General features: G+C 70.0%; 22 protein-coding genes. 12 read left to right on the top strand and 10 right to left on the bottom strand.

Annotated elements, in window-relative coordinates:
- Window positions 1-367 precede the first annotated feature (367 nt).
- Both ACZ6YV_RS01665 and ku read left to right on the top strand, forming a co-directional pair.
- Window positions 368-646, top strand: a complete 279-nt coding sequence (locus ACZ6YV_RS01665) for a YggT family protein (protein WP_378242623.1) — start codon at window positions 368-370, stop codon at window positions 644-646.
- A 57-nt stretch (window positions 647-703) separates the two neighbouring features.
- On the top strand, window positions 704-1,645 hold the full coding sequence (gene ku / locus ACZ6YV_RS01660) for a non-homologous end joining protein Ku (protein ID WP_465507831.1): 942 nt from the start codon (window positions 704-706) through the stop codon (window positions 1,643-1,645).
- Here the strand turns inward: ku and ACZ6YV_RS01655 are convergent.
- Window positions 1,632-2,261, bottom strand: a complete 630-nt coding sequence (locus ACZ6YV_RS01655) for a B3/B4 domain-containing protein (RefSeq protein WP_465507830.1) — start codon at window positions 2,259-2,261, stop codon at window positions 1,632-1,634. The genes ku and ACZ6YV_RS01655 overlap by 14 nt on opposite strands.
- An 11-nt stretch (window positions 2,262-2,272) precedes the next feature.
- Window positions 2,273-2,884 (bottom strand): LysE family translocator, encoded by a 612-nt coding sequence (locus tag ACZ6YV_RS01650; RefSeq protein WP_465507829.1) that lies wholly within the window; start codon window positions 2,882-2,884, stop codon window positions 2,273-2,275.
- Between the two features lie 160 nt (window positions 2,885-3,044).
- Between ACZ6YV_RS01650 and ACZ6YV_RS01645 the strand changes: the two genes are divergently transcribed.
- The 3 genes from ACZ6YV_RS01645 (at window position 3,045) to ACZ6YV_RS01635 (ending at window position 4,341) form a co-directional block, all read left to right on the top strand.
- Window positions 3,045-3,545, top strand: coding sequence for an ATP-binding protein (locus ACZ6YV_RS01645; protein ID WP_465507828.1), 501 nt, complete (start codon window positions 3,045-3,047; stop codon window positions 3,543-3,545).
- A gap of 75 nt (window positions 3,546-3,620) precedes the next feature.
- Window positions 3,621-4,037 (top strand): VOC family protein, encoded by a 417-nt coding sequence (locus ACZ6YV_RS01640; RefSeq protein ID WP_378242635.1) that lies wholly within the window; start codon window positions 3,621-3,623, stop codon window positions 4,035-4,037.
- A gap of 97 nt (window positions 4,038-4,134) precedes the next feature.
- Window positions 4,135-4,341 carry a CsbD family protein gene (locus ACZ6YV_RS01635; protein ID WP_465507827.1) on the top strand — a complete coding sequence of 69 codons (207 nt, stop codon included), beginning with the start codon at window positions 4,135-4,137 and terminating at the stop codon, window positions 4,339-4,341.
- Between the two features lie 48 nt (window positions 4,342-4,389).
- Here the strand turns inward: ACZ6YV_RS01635 and ACZ6YV_RS01630 are convergent, their stop codons facing one another.
- Window positions 4,390-5,502: a cytochrome P450 family protein gene (locus ACZ6YV_RS01630; protein ID WP_465508500.1), complete on the bottom strand. Its 1,113-nt coding sequence runs from the start codon at window positions 5,500-5,502 to the stop codon at window positions 4,390-4,392.
- A gap of 87 nt (window positions 5,503-5,589) precedes the next feature.
- Between ACZ6YV_RS01630 and ACZ6YV_RS01625 the strand changes: the two genes are divergently transcribed.
- The 3 genes from ACZ6YV_RS01625 to ACZ6YV_RS01615 all read left to right on the top strand — a co-directional run bounded on the left by ACZ6YV_RS01625 (window position 5,590) and on the right by ACZ6YV_RS01615 (window position 7,497).
- Window positions 5,590-6,057, top strand: coding sequence for a MarR family winged helix-turn-helix transcriptional regulator (locus ACZ6YV_RS01625; protein WP_465507826.1), 468 nt, complete (start codon window positions 5,590-5,592; stop codon window positions 6,055-6,057).
- Window positions 6,058-6,181: 124 nt separating this feature from the next.
- Window positions 6,182-6,778: an ECF RNA polymerase sigma factor SigK gene (sigK, locus tag ACZ6YV_RS01620; protein ID WP_465507825.1), complete on the top strand. Its 597-nt coding sequence runs from the start codon at window positions 6,182-6,184 to the stop codon at window positions 6,776-6,778.
- Window positions 6,775-7,497, top strand: a complete 723-nt coding sequence (locus ACZ6YV_RS01615; protein ID WP_465507824.1) for an anti-sigma factor — start codon at window positions 6,775-6,777, stop codon at window positions 7,495-7,497. The genes sigK and ACZ6YV_RS01615 overlap by 4 nt, the downstream gene beginning before the upstream one ends.
- A gap of 18 nt (window positions 7,498-7,515) precedes the next feature.
- On the opposite strand, the gene ACZ6YV_RS01610 is transcribed toward ACZ6YV_RS01615, so the two are convergent.
- From ACZ6YV_RS01610 to ACZ6YV_RS01580, 7 genes are all read right to left on the bottom strand, one after another.
- Window positions 7,516-8,451, bottom strand: a complete 936-nt coding sequence (locus tag ACZ6YV_RS01610; RefSeq protein WP_465507823.1) for an SDR family NAD(P)-dependent oxidoreductase — start codon at window positions 8,449-8,451, stop codon at window positions 7,516-7,518.
- A 26-nt stretch (window positions 8,452-8,477) separates the two neighbouring features.
- Window positions 8,478-8,921, bottom strand: coding sequence for an ATP-binding protein (locus ACZ6YV_RS01605; protein WP_465507822.1), 444 nt, complete (start codon window positions 8,919-8,921; stop codon window positions 8,478-8,480).
- Between the two features lie 71 nt (window positions 8,922-8,992).
- The gene (locus tag ACZ6YV_RS01600; protein ID WP_465507821.1) at window positions 8,993-9,559 is read right to left on the bottom strand and encodes an alkaline shock response membrane anchor protein AmaP; all 567 of its coding nucleotides are present in this window, start codon (window positions 9,557-9,559) and stop codon (window positions 8,993-8,995) included.
- Window positions 9,556-10,083 carry a DUF6286 domain-containing protein gene (locus ACZ6YV_RS01595; protein ID WP_465507820.1) on the bottom strand — a complete coding sequence of 176 codons (528 nt, stop codon included), beginning with the start codon at window positions 10,081-10,083 and terminating at the stop codon, window positions 9,556-9,558. The genes ACZ6YV_RS01600 and ACZ6YV_RS01595 overlap by 4 nt, the downstream gene beginning before the upstream one ends.
- Window positions 10,080-10,466 (bottom strand): Asp23/Gls24 family envelope stress response protein, encoded by a 387-nt coding sequence (locus ACZ6YV_RS01590; RefSeq protein WP_465507819.1) that lies wholly within the window; start codon window positions 10,464-10,466, stop codon window positions 10,080-10,082. Before ACZ6YV_RS01590 ends, ACZ6YV_RS01595 begins: the two co-directional genes overlap by 4 nt.
- A gap of 5 nt (window positions 10,467-10,471) precedes the next feature.
- The gene (locus ACZ6YV_RS01585; protein WP_465507818.1) at window positions 10,472-10,648 is read right to left on the bottom strand and encodes a hypothetical protein; all 177 of its coding nucleotides are present in this window, start codon (window positions 10,646-10,648) and stop codon (window positions 10,472-10,474) included.
- Window positions 10,649-10,689: 41 nt separating this feature from the next.
- Complete coding sequence (locus tag ACZ6YV_RS01580; RefSeq protein ID WP_465507817.1) at window positions 10,690-11,157, bottom strand: Asp23/Gls24 family envelope stress response protein; 468 nt, start codon at window positions 11,155-11,157, stop codon at window positions 10,690-10,692.
- Between the two features lie 255 nt (window positions 11,158-11,412).
- Here ACZ6YV_RS01580 and ACZ6YV_RS01575 point away from each other — a divergent pair, with 255 nt between their 5' ends.
- From ACZ6YV_RS01575 to ACZ6YV_RS01560, 4 genes are all read left to right on the top strand, one after another.
- Window positions 11,413-12,711: an alpha/beta hydrolase gene (locus ACZ6YV_RS01575; protein ID WP_465507816.1), complete on the top strand. Its 1,299-nt coding sequence runs from the start codon at window positions 11,413-11,415 to the stop codon at window positions 12,709-12,711.
- Between the two features lie 10 nt (window positions 12,712-12,721).
- On the top strand, window positions 12,722-14,275 hold the full coding sequence (locus tag ACZ6YV_RS01570; protein ID WP_465507815.1) for a sensor histidine kinase: 1,554 nt from the start codon (window positions 12,722-12,724) through the stop codon (window positions 14,273-14,275).
- Window positions 14,272-14,934, top strand: coding sequence for a response regulator (locus ACZ6YV_RS01565; protein WP_465507814.1), 663 nt, complete (start codon window positions 14,272-14,274; stop codon window positions 14,932-14,934). Before ACZ6YV_RS01570 ends, ACZ6YV_RS01565 begins: the two co-directional genes overlap by 4 nt.
- Window positions 14,935-14,997: 63 nt before the next feature.
- Window positions 14,998-16,215 (top strand): alkaline phosphatase, encoded by a 1,218-nt coding sequence (locus ACZ6YV_RS01560; RefSeq protein WP_465507813.1) that lies wholly within the window; start codon window positions 14,998-15,000, stop codon window positions 16,213-16,215.
- The last annotated feature ends 45 nt before the right edge of the window (window positions 16,216-16,260 follow it).

Genomic DNA, 16,260 nt, shown 5'->3' with positions numbered 1-16,260 from the left:
TGACCGGCACCCTAGCCCACCGCCTCGGTCTCCAGCCAGATCGGCGCGGGTCCGCCGTGCGGCATTCGGCCTAACGGGCTTGTCCGCGCCTGCCTCAAATCCGGTCCGATTCTACGCCCGGCCGCCCCTGAACTGCGCGGATACCAGGCGGTGGAGAGCCGATGTAATTCCGATGCAGGGCCTTGGAAAGCTGAAAGCATCAGCTGGCGGGCTCGGCGCGACGGGGCAGCGCGCCGAAACCGTGTAGGGGCTCCGCGGCGGTTGGCCTTCGAACTGGGGGTGGCCAACCGCCCTGGTAGCCCCCTTTTTCGTCACAGGCTGCTCCCAGCAACGCACGGCACACTGGAACAAAGAGGAGTGTGCCGTCATGAGTGCTCTTGGCAGTCTGGTGGGAGTCCTGCTCACCTTGTTCCTGATCGTGCTCGTCGTCCGGATGGTGCTGGACTGGGCCGTCAACCTCGCCACCCGGCTGCCTGCCTGGTCGTTCCGGGCGCGCGGGATCACCCACCGGCTGACCGAGCCCGTGCTGGCGCCGGTCCGGCGCGTGGTCCGTCCGGTGCGGGCCGGTGGGGTGGCGTTCGATCTCGCCTTCACCCTCGTGTTCCTCGCGGTCGTGCTCCTGCAGTCCCTCGCGTTCAGCCTCTGACCAGGTGTGATCCGCCGCTGTTCCGGGTATCAGGCGCATGAGGAGAGGAGTGCGCCCATGCGCCCGGTCTGGAGCGGTTCGCTTTCACTCGGCCTGGTGATGGTGCCGGTCCGGTTGTACAGCGCGGTCGAGGACCACACGGTGCACTTCCGCCAGTTCCAGCGCGGCACCGAGGACCGCGTCCGGTACCGGCGGGTGAACGAGCGCACCGGCGAGGAAGTCGACTTCGACGACATCGTCAAGGGTTACGAGCTCGACAGCGGCGAGTACGTGGTCGTCGAACCCGGCGAGCTCGACGAGATCGCTCCTGGCCGGTCGAAGTCGCTCGACATCGAGAGCTTCGTCGAGCTGGACGCCATCGACCCGATGTTCTTCGACAAGACGTACTGGCTCGCGCCCGCGAAAGACGAGTTCGAGCGTCCGTACGCGCTGCTGCTCGAAGCGATGCGTTCGTCGGGCAAGGCCGGGATCGCGAAGTTCGTCATGCGCGGCCGCGAGTACCTGGCGCTGGTCCGCGCGGGCGACGGCGTCATGGTGCTCAACACCCTGCATTTCGCCGCCGACCTGCGGGATCCCGCCGAGCAGCTGCCGGATCTGCCGGGCAAGGCCAAGGCACGTGGCAAGGAACTCGACATGGCCGTCGACCTGATCGACGCGATGAGCGACGACTGGCGGCCCGAGGAGTACCGCGACACCTACACCGATCGCGTCCGGAAACTGATCAAAGCCAAGAAGAAGGGCGAGACCATCACGCCCGCCACCGAACCCGGTGAGCCGACGAAGGTCGTCGACCTGTTCGAGGCGCTCTCGAAGAGCGTGGAGAGCGGGAAGGCCAAGAAGTCCGGGGCGAAGAAGCCGCCAAAGAAGAAGCCCTCAAAGAAGAACGACCTGTCCTCGTTGTCGAAGGCGGATCTGGAGAAGCTCGCGCGGGAGCGGGACATCAAGGGGCGTTCGAAGATGACGCGTGCCGGGCTGGAGAAGGCGCTCAAGGCCTCCTGAGTTCGTCCGCGATGGTCTCGATCAGCAGCCGGACGTCCTCGGCCGCCGTCGCGTGCAGCCCTTCGGAAACGATCAGCACCTCGGACGTCGTGGCGGAGACCGCCGAATGCCCGCTCTGCCGGTTCGTCCACCGCCGCGCGTGGGCTTGGCCGTCTTCGTCGGCGAAGATCACCTCGCCCGGGGTCGGATGCTCGACAGTGCCCGCGAAGGTCACGTACTTCTCGTCGCCTCGCGCGTGGCGGACTTCGAGCGAGCCGCTGATCTTCGCGACGTCGAGCACCGCGACGGGGATGGCGTAGGCGACCGAAACCGCGTTGCAGAGGTCGATCACCGGGTGGATCCGGGGGAGCGTGCCTTCTTTCCGCAGCCGGCGCAGCAGCGATTCCGAGGCGCAGCGGTACTGCGTCGGCTTCAGGCCCATCTTGGCGAACGCCCGGCGCCACGCCTGGATCTCGGGGAATTCCGATTCCGGGCCGTCGGCGAGCCGTCGCGTCGCCCGCGCGACGAACTTCTCGAGGTCGACAGGCATTTCGGGGGTGATATCGCCGGCCTGGAGCGTGCCGACGGCGAGGGTGGGGTGCTCGGCGCGGACGTCAGGGTGGTGCTGGAGTCGCATGGGAGACCTGTCTACTGGGTGGTGAACGCGAGTTTGGCGCCGAGCACGGCGAAGGAACCGGCGAAGACCCGCCGCGCCCAGGCGAGCACGCGCGGCCGGGAAAGGACGTGGTGGCGCACGCCGGCGGCGAGGATGCCGTACACGCTGAACACCACGAACGTCGCCAGCATGAACACCCCGCTCAGCAGCAGCATCCGAGGGACGGAACCGGGCTCGCCCGCCGGGACGAACTGGGGCAGGAACGCGAAGAAGAACAGCGTCAGCTTCGGGTTCAGGACGTTGATCAGCACCCCGGAGGTGATGGTCCGCAAGGCCGACGTGGGTTCGGGGTCGCCCTCGACGACCAGCGCTTCCCGGTCCTTCAGCGTCGCCCACGCCATGTAGAGCAGATAGGCCACGCCGAGGTATTTGAGGATTTCGAACGCCACCGCGCTCGCGTGCAGCAGTGCCGCGAGGCCGGTGACCGCGGCGACCATGTGGGGGACGATCCCGAGGGTGCAGGCGGTCGCGGCGATGACGCTCGCGCGCCTCCCTCGGGACAGCCCGGCGGAAAGGGTGTAGACCACGCCGGTGCCGGGCGTGGCGACCACGATCAGAGTGGTGATCAGGAAGGCGATACTCACGAAGACCACTCTGCGCGCCCTATGGCCCCGTGAACAGGACCAAAGATGCACTGCTTCACCGGACCAAAAGTCTTTTGATCGCCTGTTCGAGGCGGTGTGAGCCCGTCACCGGATGGAGTGGCATGATGCACGCTCGCACGTCGACGAGGAAGGCCTTGGTTTGAGCGCGCGCACTTCCCAGATGGACGACCTTCGGCTGGTGGCACAAGCGAACGCGGTGTTGTGCTCCGAGCTCTTCGTCCGTCTCATCTTGTCGGATTGGTCCTTGAGGCCGTTGCTCGATCAGGCGAAGACCGCCGCCGCCAGACTGGTGGGCGCGCTCGTCGACGTGGCCGATCCGAAGGAGCCGCCGTTCCTGACGCTGAGACTGCGGCTGCAATCGGACGTTCTGGTCATCGAGGTCGACCACGACTTCGACGCTCTTCCCGCGCCGACGCCCGCGCCGGGCGAGCGGACCGGGGTGGTCCCGCGCGAGACCGGCGGCGTGACCACCTGGTGCGAGCTGCCACTGCCCGGTGGCCTGTCCGCCGGACAGGTACGGCTGCCGCGGCGGGGCGACCGCCGGACCCTGGTGGACGAACCGGTCTCCGGTGATCCCGTCGGAGCCGATCCCGAAGTCCTGGAACGGCTTTTGACGCGGTTGAGCGGCTGGTCCGGCTGAAGGAGGCTCCCGAAGCGTTCGCCGCCGCTGTAGCTTCCTTGCCTTAGCGAGAGCCCTCCGGCGAAAGGAACGTCCGTGACCGACCCCCAGCCCGCGCCCCCGGTCCCGCCGGGGACGTTCCTGCTCGAACTCGTCCCGGTGCCGGTCAGCGACATCGACCGGGCGAAGGAGTTCTACACCGAGCGGCTCGGTTTCCGGCTCGACGTCGACGTGCGGCCCGCCGACGGGGTCCGGATCGTCCAGCTCACCCCGCCCGGTTCGGCCTGCTCGATCACCTTGGCCACCGGGATCGCGTCGCTCGACATGCCGGTCGGGACCCTGCGCGGGCTCCATCTGGTGGTCGCCGACATCGAGGAAGCCCGCGCCGCGCTCATCGCCAGGGGTACCGAGGTCGGGCCGGTCGAGGACATGGGCGGCGTCTTCTACGCGGCCTTCAGCGACCCGGACGGCAACACCTGGACGCTTCAGCACATGCCCTGGCGCATGGGGTGAGAGCGATCACCCGTCCGTGTGCATGACGAATCGGATCCCTGGTTGTCCTTCCTCTGTACGGCGCACGATCCGGGCGCCACGGACGGAGGAGGACCCGATGTCGTTGGGCGACAAGATCAGCAACAAGGCCGAAGAGCTCGGCGGTAAGGCCAAGGAGACCGCCGGCGACGCCACCGGCAACGAGGAACTGCGCGCGGAAGGCCAGGCGGACCAGGCGAAGGCCGGTCTCAAGGGCGCCGTCGAGAACGTGAAGGACGCCGTCGGTGACGCGGCGGACAAGCTCCGCGACACCTTCAAGAAGTAGCGGTCGTTCCGGGCCGGGGCAGCGGATTTCCGTGCCCCGGCCCGTTCTTCAGCCGTGCAGCAGTACGGGCAGGCTGGTGAGCCGCGTGCCCTGGATACCGCCGAGGAACGTCTGCCGGAGTCCGGCGTAGGGCACGGCGAGCCGGGCTTGGGGGAAGTCCGTGCGCAGGACCGTCGCCGCCGCCCGTAGTTCGAGCTGCGCGAGCTGGGCGCCGACGCAGAAGTGCGGGCCCGCGCCGAAGGCCAGATCCGGGCCGGGGCGACGGCCAGGATCGGTGTTGATGCCCTGGATGTCGACGAGCACGGGAGCCCCCGCGGGGAGCCGGGTCCCGGCGAGGTCGAGTTCCACGGTGGTGAACCGCCAGAGCGTGAACGGCGCGGGCGGGTGGTCTCGCAGGGTTTCGCGGACGAGGGTGTCCTCGGAAGTCTTGTCCCCGTTGAGAAGCCGCGAGACCAGGAAGCCGATCGAGGCGTCGGTGGTCAGCTGCCCCGCGAAGATCAGCGAGAACAGGTGATACCTGAGGTCGTCCTCGGTCGTCCCGTCCGGGACACGGTCCCGCAGCTCCGCCGCGAGCCCGCTCCGATCCGGTGTCAGCCCCGCCGCCGCGAGGCCCGCGATCGCGCCGATGGCCTTGCCCTGCGCGCCCGGCTCCGGGCTGGACATGCGGCGGCAGGCGTCCACGGCGTCGTCGAGCAGGTCGAGCGGGATGCCGAGCAGGTCGAGCAGCACGGTCAGCGGGAACCGGGTGGAGAACCCGTCCATCAGGTCGACGGGTTCCTCGCCCAGGTCCGAGAGCAGCTCGCGGGCGATCTCGTGGATCCGGCCGGACTGCGCCTGAATCCGTTTGGCGCTCAGCAGCGGGGCGTGCGCGCGCCTCAGAAGTACGTGGTCGGGGCCGTCCAGCGTGGTCAAGGACGGCTGCTCGGCGGCGGTCTGTTCGAGTCCGGCGCGGTCCCATTTTTCGGGGGCCAGCGCGGGATCCTTGGCGATGCGCGGGTCGGAGAGGACTTCGCGGGCCAGCTCCTCCTCGGTCACGATCCACGCGCTTCCGCCCGCCGGGGCGGCCACTTCGACGAGGGGGCCGACGGCCCGCATCGCGGGGCGGACCAGGTCGGGCTCGGTGATACCGCGGGTCGTCGCGGCGAACGGGTCGGGAAGCACAAATAACTCCTTCATGAAAAAGTAGCTTCACTATGAAGGTATATTTGCGGCCGGTAGGTTGTCAAAGCACGGATCCGAGGAGGGGTGATGGAGGACGATGTCGCGGCGCGGACAGCGTCGCTGCTGGACGGCCTCCGCGGCTTCGGGGCGAACTACACCGAGTTCACCCGGCGTTTCGCGAACTGGCTCGGCCTGCACGCCACCGACGCCGCCGCCCTCGTGGAGATCCTCTACGCCGAAGACACCGGCTCGCCGCTGTCCCCGGCCCGGCTCGGCGAACGCATCGCGCTGACCTCGGGCGCGACCACGAACCTGCTGAACAGGCTGGAGAGCCTCGGTCACGTGGTGCGGACCAGGGAGAGCGCCGACAGGCGGAAGGTGACCCTGCGCAGCGGCCCCGAGATCCAGGGGCCCGCGCGGGAGTTCTTCGGCCCGTTCAGCGCCGGGCTCACGGCGCTGGTGGCGGAGTACCCGGCGGAGGAGATCGAGCGGTTCGAGACTTTTCTGCGCCATCTTCGGTCCACAATGGACACCGTGCTCGACGAACAGGGGTGAGGCGCCCCGCCTCGTTCGAGTGTTTCCCGCCCGCCCGACCAGTCCGCGCCGCCCTCGGCGTCGAATCCCTCACAGACGCCACGGAACCGCGTAGCCGGGTGTCGGGTGAGGTGGAGGCAGCTTGATGGTCGAGGGTGTGCGGACGAGTCCGCGCGAAAGCGGTGGCACCGGGACGGCGCAGGCCGAGGCGGGCCTGATGCAGCGGGTCGCGGCCGGTGACGAACAAGCGTTCGCCGATCTCTACGACGTCGTGGCGGGGCCGGTGTGGGGCGTGGTGAACAGGGTCGTCCGCAACGGCACGTTCGCCGAGGAGGTGACCCAGGAAGTGCTCGTGGAGGTGTGGCGGACGGCCGCGCGGTTCAAACCGGGTAAGGGGAGCACGCTGGCCTGGGTGCTCACCATCGCGCATCGGCGGGCCGTGGACCGGGTGCGTTCGCATCAGGCCGCGCTCGACAGGGACGACCGCGCGGGCAGGCTCGACTTCCGCCGCCCGTTCGACGAGGTCGCCGAGTCGACGATCACCAACCTGGAGCAGCAACGGGTGCGCCAGTGCCTGTCCGCGCTGACCGATCTGCAACGGGAATCGGTCGTGCTGGCCTATTACAACGGATACACCTACCCGGAAGTCGCGGAAGTGCTCAAGACCGCGCCCGGCACGGTGAAGACCCGCATCCGCGACGGCCTTATCCGGCTGCGTGACTGCTTGGGGGTGGGGCAATGACGGCGGAACTGCACACACTGACGGGGGCTTACGCCGTGAACGCCGTCCCGGAGGAGGAGGCCGCGGCGTTCAAGCGGCATCTGCGGGGCTGCCCCGCATGTGCCCAGGAGGTCCGGGAGCTGCGGGAGACGGCGGCGCGGCTGGGGGCGGCGCGTGGCGTCGTGCCGCCGCCGAGGCTGCGGGAAGCGACGCTCACCGAGATCGCCCAGACCCGCCAGTGGCCGCCGCTGGTCGCCTCCGTCCGGCGTGCCCGACCCGTGAAGAAGCCGCCCGTACGGGCGGCCTTGTGGGGCGCCGCCGCGGCCGCCGTCGGGGCCCTGGTGTTCGGGCTTGTCACCGCGAACACCGAGCAGGGGGTCGACCCCGCGCAGCAGCAGCTCGCGGCGGTGAATTCGGTGCTCACCGCGCCCGACGCCTCGACGGTCAAGGGCGTCGAGCGCGGGACGACCACGGTCGTGACGTCGCGGAGCCAGGGCAAGGTCGTCGTGCTGGCGGGTGCTCTCCCGCCGTTGGCGCCCGGCAAGGCGTATCAGGTCTGGCTCATCGGCGCGGGCGGTGCGCATTCGGCCGGGCTGCTGGCCTCGGACGGTCCACATCGGACTCGACCGGTGCTCGCGGACCTGCCGGGCGGGATCGACAGGGTCGGCATCACCGTGGAACCCGCCGGAGGTTCGAGGACCCCCACTGTCCCGGCGGTCGTCATGGTCGACCTCGCTTAGGGCGTGTGAAACACGCCCCTAAGCACCGGTCAGCCGCCCGCAGGACTGCCAGAGTTCCTGGCGCTGCGCGGCGGTTTCCCGGGTCTTGCCGAGGTAGTGCGTGGGCCGCTGGACGCGGTCGTGCCAGAACATCCCGTTGTACCGGGCCGGTTCCTCGGCCGCGGCGAGCCAGACGAAGGTGTCGGCGCCCTGCTCGGGGTTCCGCAGGATCGGCCGGGTCACCTTCTGGAACGTCGGCAAGGAGGTCGCGACCCCGGGGGTGTCGGCCCAGCCGGGATGGGCGCTGTGCACGGTGACCCCGGAGCCGTCCAGTTCGTCCGCCCAGAGTTCGGCGAGCACCACCTGCATGCGTTTGGTGCGCGCGTATCCGGCGGCCGGTTTGTACTCGCCCTGGAGGTACTGGAGGTCGTCGGTGCGCAGAGGCTGGCTGTACATCCCGCCGGAACTGACCCAGATCACCCGCGCGCCGTCGGCGAACTTCGGCCGGAGCGACGCGGTGAGGAGATGCGGGCCGAGCACATGCGTGGCCAGCATGACTTCGTTGCCCTCGGCCGTTTCCGAGCGCTCGGCGGGCATCACACCGGCGTTGTGCACGAGCACGTCGACCTCGCCGTCGAGGTCTTTCGCGTAGTCGCGTACGGACGAGATCAGGCTGACGTCGCACTGGTCGACGACGATCCGCGCGCCGGGCACGGCACGTTCGATCTCGGCGCGGGCGGCGTCGCCGTCGCCGCGGACCGCGATCCGGACAGTCGCGCCCAGCTTCGCCAGCCCGATGGCGGTCGCCTTGCCCAGGCCCGCCTTCGCGCCGGTCACCACGGCGACCTTGCCCGCGAGCGTGTCCGGCGCGGGGTCCGCCGGCCACCACCGGCGTCGCAGGTAGTGTCCGACGCTGCTGTAACCGAGCAGGGTCCGGTCGAGCACGGTGTCGGCGGCTCGGGTCACGATGGACATGCGTGTGCTCCTCAAGGTTCCGCTCTTCAATGTTCGTAGTACAGCTGCGCGGGAACCAGCGCCCACACCGTTTTCCCGGCTTGTTCGCCGCGGAAACCCCAATCGAGGGAAAGCTGGGTGATCAGACGGAGTCCGTAGTGCTTGTTTTCGGCTGCGGAACGCAAGGCTTCCAGGTCGGGGTCGTTGTCGGAGACTTCGACCATGAAGCTGCGGACACGCCGGTTGACGCGCAGTTCACCGGGTCCGTCCGTGTGCCGGTACGCGTTGCTCACCAGTTCGTCGATGACGAGCAGGAGGGCACCTAGCGGTTCGTCCTCGCCGCGGCCGAAGCCGAGGCTGTCGGCGACCACGGAGCGGATGTCGCGCAGTTCGGGAAGGTTCCGCAGGCCGAGCGTGACTTCCGCGGCGCCGGCGACCCGGCGGCAGAATCGGTCGAGCTCCGCTTCCAGCTCCGCCTGGCCACCGTTCACCGCACCCAGCTCCCCTCACCGACACACACCTCTCACGAGGCGTTCGGAGCCGGCGGGGGAGCGGACGGGTGCTAATGAAGGCGGGGGCCGGCCTTGGTGGAGAAGCGGAACTCGATGGTCATCGGAAGCTCGCCGAGGTCCAGCGCCTGGCGCAGCCGCGGCAGGCCCTCCTCGGTGACACGCTCGCGGATGGCGGCCAGATCGCCGTCCTGTTCGGCGCTCAGCACCACGGCCAGTACCGGCGCGTCCTGGGGACCGCCCAGCGTGGCGTGCGCGGCGTGGACGCCGGGATAGGCCGCGACCTCCGCCACGAACGGTTCCACCGCGGTGCTCGCGGCCAGCGCTGTCCGGCCCGTGTCCTGCTCGAAGCGCCAGGTGTGGGACTTGGGTTTGCGGGCGGGCTGCGCGATGAGCCAGCGCAGCGTCAGCAGCCCGACGACGACCGCGCCCCCGGCGACGGCGTACCAGGCCCAGCCGGGCGGCAGGGCCGTGCCGGGCACGAGTGCGCTGCCGGGCTCGATCAGCGGGATCCTGCCGAAATGGGTGCCGACGGCGAACACGCCACCGGCGAGCAGCACGAGCCCCGTCAGCACCAGGAGGGTGCGGTTCAGCCGGGCGGGGCGGTTGAGATCGGTCATGACGCGCTCCTGGTGGCCTTGACCCGGACCCGCACGGCCGGGACGGTGGCGGGGCCGATCTGGGCGAGGCGATGCTCGATGGCGGCGCGGACGGCGTCGGCGATTCCCGCGGTGTTCGTCCGCCCCGTGGTCACCACCGAGACGATCCCGCGCCGCTTGAGCTTCAGTTTCGCCGCCGAGACGCCGTCCACAGTGGAGGCTGCTGTGCGCAGTGTCGACCGGTAGCTGCGCCGGGAGGCACCGGAATCCGTGCCGCCTCCGAGCGGCAGCACGGTCGGCCTCCCCGGGACGACGGCGCTCACGAGGAGCAGCAAACCGATCAGCGCGACCCCACCACCGGCGATCGCCGGCAGTGGATCACTCCATCGGGTGCCGTGCAGCGCGGACGCGACGGCGTCGTAGCTGATCCACGGTTTCTCCCCGAGGATCGTCTGGACCGCGACGGCGGCGGCCAGGACACAGCCGGCGAGCACCACGAGGGCGACGAGCACAGCCGGGAGGCTGCGGCGGGGGCGCCGTTTCATCGGACCCTCCTCGTTTCGGTCTCCGCGGAGTGCAGGGCCGTGACGGTGATGTCGACGCGTGTCACTGTCAGGCCGGAGAGTTCGCCGACGCGGTGGATCAGGTGCTCTCGCGCGGTTTCGGTGGTGGCACGGACCGAAAGCGGGTACGTCACCGAGAGCCGGACGTCCAAAGTGGCCGTCGAGCCGGTGACGTTCGCGCTCACCTTGGCGCCCTGGTCGAGGTCTTCGCCGCCGACAGCGATCCCGAGCACCCGTGAGGCCGCGCCGCCGAGGCCGTCGAGTTCGGTGATCGCCCGTGCGGCGATCCGTTCGACGGCGCCGCCTGCCACGGTCAGCCCGCCGCGCCCGTCCGTGTCCGGCGCGGCGGGGGTCATGGTCGTCATGGCTGTCAGCCCCTGTCGCGGCCGGCCAGGGCCGAAAGGTCGAGCTTGCCGTCGAGGAACCGGCCGACCAGCAGGCCGAGGATGGCGAGGACGAGCACGACGAGGAAGGCGCCGAAGCCGCCGAACGCGCCGGCCACGCCGAGCACGAGACCGGTCAACAGGCCGAGATGGGTGGCGTTCATGAACGTTCTCCTTGCTTTCGGGCGCGGACCGGCGCCGGTGGTCACTGGACGCGGCCGGATTCGGTGGGCTCGTCGGTGTCGTCGTCGCCCGGGATGTGCACGTCGGACACGTTGATGTTGACCTCGACGACCTCGAGTCCGGTCATCTGCTCGACCGCGCCGATCACGTTGCGGCGCACCGACTTGGCGAGATCCGCGATCGCGACGCCGTATTCGACGACGATCTGCAGGTCGACCGCGGCCTGGCGCTCGCCGACCTCGACGGAGACGCCCTGCCCGGCGGACGCGGTGGCGCCCGGGATGCGCTCGCGAAGAGCGTTGAAGGCACGCACGGCACCGCCGCCGAGCGCGTGGACGCCGGTGATCTCACGGGTCGCGAGGCCCGCGACCTTCTGCACGACGGTGTCGGCGATCGTGGTGACGCCCTGGGTGGAGGTGAGCGCGCCGTTCGCGGCGGGGGCGGCGGAGTTCGAGTTCGGCTTGGTGGCGGTGGTGGCGGTGTTCGTCATCGCGATCTCCTCGGTTCGTATTCCGTTGCCTGTGGCGGAAGTTCGCGGTGTCCCGTTCGCTCCCACACTCCATAGACCCAGCGGGACGAAGATCGTCACGACCCGATCGTGTGGTCTGGATCTCACCGTTCGTGGGTATGTCTTTCGGGCTAGTCCTCGTGGCCGACGACGGCCCGGACTTTCAGCCTGTCGAGGGTCGTGCGAGGAGGGGCGACGGGGTTGGATCGTCCGGTGTCCCGAAGGCAGGAGTTTCGAGTGAGCTGGAAGTGCGTGGTGTTGTCCGTCGCGCTGGTCGCCGGATGCACGACGTCGCAAGGAAGCCCGGCCCCGGTGACCGGAGTGGACGAACCGGAACACCAGGCCACGTTGGCGTCGTACTACCGGCAGACCCTGGACTGGCGGCCGTGTGAGGCGTTCCAATGCGCGAAGCTGACCGTGCCGGTGGACTACCGGCGACCGGACGGGCCGAAGTTCACGCTGCCGTTGATCAAGGCCGCGGCGACCCGGCCGGAGGGGCGGCTCGGCACGCTCGTCGCGGGAGCGGGCGGGCCCGGTCAATCCGGGGTCGCCATGGTGAAGGATGTCGCGGGCACGTGGCCTGCCGTGGTCCGGGAACGGTTCGACCTGGTCGGCTTCGATCCGCGGGGAATCGGCGGCAGTGAACCGCGGATCCGGTGCGACACCGAAGGCGAACCCACGTCGAAGGCGCCTGAGGGACTCCCGCTGATCGGCGCCGAGGTCCCGGAAACGCGACAGTACGCCGAGGCGTGCCTGCGGGGCACCGGCGAGGAGGTGCTGCGGCATCTGGGCACCGACGACGTCGACAACACCTACCTCGACTGGCGGGCCGACACCATCGAGCAGGCGAAGAGCGTCGAAGACACGCTCCTCACCTATGCGAAGCAGTGTGCGGTCAGAACGGGCGAGCAGTGCCCCGGCCGGGACGAGACCGAAATCCTCGCCACGGTGGACAGGGTACTGGCCGAAGCGGACAAAGCGGGCAATGGAGCTGCTCTCCGCGAGGAGATCTCCTCGAAGCTCACCTTTCCGGCGGACTGGGCGGAGCTGTCCGGGATCATCCTCGGCGCCGATTCCCCGGCGGACGACTCACCGGGCGATGGCCCGGCGGAGACCTCGACCGATACAACGGACGCGCTCACCGTCGTCAACTGCCTCGACCGCGCGCATCCCACCGAGCTGAACGTGTACGAGGACGCCGCGCGAGAGCTGCGCCGGACTTCCCGGCTCTCTTCCGGCACGGAGGCGCTCGGCTGCGCCTTCCTGCCCACCGCGACGACTCCGGCCCGGACGGTCCGAGCCGGCGGCGCACCGCCCATCCTGCTCGTCGGGACCACGAAGGACGCCGCGACACCCTATGGCTGGGCGCGGCATCTGGCCGGCAGTCTCGAATCGGCGGTCCTGCTGTCCAATGAGGACGTCGGGCACGCCGTCTACGGCGGCGGATCGTCCTGTGTGGACGAAGGGGTCAACCGGTATCTGATCGACTTGGCGATTCCCGCCGCCCCGGCCCGCTGCGCCACCGGCCCCGTGTGATGCTGGAAGCGTGACCGTGCTCGCGGAGGTACTCCTCGCCGGCTTCGTCGCGGGCGTGACGATCTTCCTCGCCGATCTGCTGCCCGCGTGGGGCTGGCCGGAGGTGTTCTCCCCGTCGGTTCCGGTGCTGACCGCGGTGATCGCCTGCGCCGTCGTGCTGATGGTGGCACGCCGCCGGTTCCCGGTGGCCGTGCTGCTGGCCGCGACGGTGCTGTTCGGGCTGTTCCCCGCCACCGGTGTCGCTCTCGCGGTCATCGCGCATACGGCGGGGGCACGGGGCAGGCGGTGGCCGCTGTTCGGCCTCGCGGCGCTGCTCCCGGCCGCCGTCGTCCTGCTCACCCAGCCCGCTTTCCGCTGGCAGTACGTGCTCGTGGTGATCGCCGTCTCGACGGTGTCCTGCCTCGTCCTGCCCGCGCTGGTCGGCGCGATGCAGGCGCAGCAGGCCCGGCTGGTGGTGGCGTTGCGGGAGCGGGCGGAATCGCTCGAGGAAGCCCGTCAGGTGACCAGGGCGCAGGCTCGGCTGGAGGAACGTTCGCGGATCGCCGAGGAAATGCACGACCAGCTCGGGCACCGGCTCAGCCTCATCACGATGTTCTCGGGCGCGCTGGAGGTCGCCGCCGAGGGCAAGGATCCGGAGCTACGGCAGGCCGCGCGGCACGTCCGGACGACGGCGAAGGTCGCGCTCGAGGAACTGCGGCAGTCCCTCGGCATCCTGCGGCCGGGTGGGGAACCGGCGGAACCCGCGGAGGCCACCGACGCCGCCGGGACCGAGGCCGACATCGCCGATCTGGTGGCATCCTCGCGTGACGCGGGCCTCGACGTGACGTTCGAGTGGCTCGGGACGGACCTCGACGGCGTCCGGCCACCGGTTCGCCGCGCCGTGCACCGGGTGGTGCGGGAAGCGCTGACCAACGTCCACAAACACGCCTCCGCGGCCGCGGTCTCCGTCGTCGTCGACCACGGCCCCGACCTGGTGAAGATCTTGGTGCGCAACGGTGCCGAGCCGGTCGCGGGGGAGCGGTTGCCCGGCACCGGGCGCGGGCTCGTCGGGCTCCGCGAGCGTGTCCGTCTCCTCGGCGGCACGTTCACGGCCGGGCCGGATCCGGATGGCGGCTTCGCCGTCACGGCGGATCTGCCGAAGCGGTCGGACGCGCCTCTCGCCGAAGAGACGGGCGAGGAGCCGCCTGTCGCGGATGGCGAGAAGCGACCGGGCCGGCTCCTGTCCGGTCTGATGCTGACGACCGGCCTCGCCGCCGTCGCCGCGCTGCTGCTGACGACGCTGGCCTTCGTGCCGCCGCTCACGCCCGCCGACCACGAGGATCCGCTCGCCAGCGTCAAGATCGGGATGACACCGGAGGAGGTCGAGGCCTGGTTCGGCCCGAACGAACCCGCCGCGCAGGTCGCCGCGCAGGGCCGGGAGCCGCCGATCCCGGAGGACACCTACTGCGTCTACGTCCCGGCAGACGATCCGCCCGACGCCGAAACCGCCGCGATCTTCCGGTTCTGTTTCGGCGACAATGGGCTGGTGGGGAAGACCTGGTTCGAACTCTCGGTGCCACGATGATCCGGGTTCTGCTCGCCGACGACGAACCGCTGCTGCGGGTGGGCGCGCGACTCCTGCTGAACCAGGCGGGCGACATCGACGTCGTGGCCGAGGCGTCCGACGGCGCGGAAGCGATCGACGCCGTCCGGCGGACGCCCGTGGACGTCGCGCTGATGGACATCAGGATGCCCAGGGTGGACGGGCTCGCCGCGGTGGAGGAGCTCGGCCGGATCGCGCCGGGGGTGCGGGTCATCATGCTCACCACGTTCGGGGACGAGGCGTACGTGGCCAGGGCGCTGCGCGCGGGAGCGGCCGGGTTCTTGCTCAAGGACACCGATCCGGCGCAACTCATCCAAGCCGTGCGGTCCGCGGCCACCGGCGACGCGGTGCTGTCACCCCGGATCGCGAAGCAGGTCATCGACCGGTTCCGCGCCACCGACGCGGCCGACGCCGACAGTGTCGCGCGGGCGAGGCGGAGGCTCGACGCGTTGACCGCTCGCGAGCTCGACGTCCTGGTGCGGGTGGGGCGGGGGCTGGGCAACGCGGAGATCGCGGGGGAACTGCGGCTGTCGAGCGGAACGGTGAAGATCCACGTCAGCCGTATTCTCGCCAAGCTCGGCTGCGCGAACCGTGTCCAGGCAGCGATCCTCGCCCACGACGCGGGGATGCTGCGCGGCTGAGCGGACCCCTGGCCTTCGCGTGACTTCTCTGTTAGGAAAGGTTCCTAACTAACGGGAGGCGATGTGCGCGGACGTGGTCTGGCGGCGGCGATGGTTCTGGTTGTCCTGTGCGGTGGCTCCGCGGCCGTCGCGGAGCCGACGACGGCGGGGTCCGGGGCACGGACGGCCCGCAACATCATCTACATCCAAGGCGACGGTCTCGGGCTCGGTCAGCGTGACCTGCTCCGGCTGGCGCTCAAGGGCAAACGTGGCGAACTGGCGATGGACGGGCTAGCGGCTACCGGCCTCGTACGGACGTCGTCCGACGACGAGGACGAGATCGTCACCGACTCGGCCGCGGCGGCCACCGCCCTCGCGACCGGCCACAAGACGCGCAACGGCGCTGTCGGGATGGACGCCCACGGGCGTCCGCTGGAAACGATCCTCGAACGGGCGAAGCGGGCCGGGAAGTCGACCGGCCTGGTCACCACCGCGCAGGTGACGGGCGCTTCGCCGGCGGCCTTCGCGGCACACGTGCCGAGCCGGGATTCGCAGAGCGACATCGCGAAGCAGTACATCGAGAACAGCCGTCCGGACGTCCTGCTCGGCGGCGGTGAGGACTGGTGGTACCCGAAGGGGAACCCCGGGCTCTGGCCGGACAAGCCGGGGGAGGAGAGCCGCAGCCCCTACGGCAACCTGGTCGAACGCGCGCAGCGAACGGGCTACACCTACGTGCGTGACGGCGACGAACTGCGGAACACGCGGGCGAACCGGATCCTCGGCCTGTTCTCGAACGAGGACATGGTCGACTACGGCCCGGACGGCGTCGGGAAGTACGCGCCGCGAGTACCGCTCGAGCAGATGGCGCGCAAGGCGCTGGACACGCTGTCGAAGAACCCGCGCGGATTCTTCCTCTTCCTGGAGGAGGAAGGGACCGACGGGATGTCGCACGAGAACAACGCGCACGGCGTGATCGACGCCGGTCGTGCGCTCGACGCCACGATCGCCGAGGTCCTGCGCTTCGTCCGCACGCATCCCGACACGCTGGTGATCATCGGCGGCGACCACGAGACCGGCGGGCTGAGCATCGAGAACTACGACACCGACGAAACCGACCCTGACCAGGACGGTCCGTTCGATGTACCGGGCTCGAAGCTCCAGTTCACTGTGGACTGGACGACCCACGGCCACACCGGTGCCGACACCCCCGTCACCGCCGAAGGCCCCGGCTCCGCCCGATTGGGCGGCACGGTCGAGAACACCGACGTCTACTGGGTGATGCGGGCGGCAAGCGGTTCCTGAACAGAGAAAAGGCCACCTCCGTCGCCGGAGGTGGCCTTTTCTCGG

The organism is Amycolatopsis sp. NPDC102522 (assembly GCF_055584485.1).
This window is presented reverse-complemented; position numbering and strand designations above follow the sequence as displayed.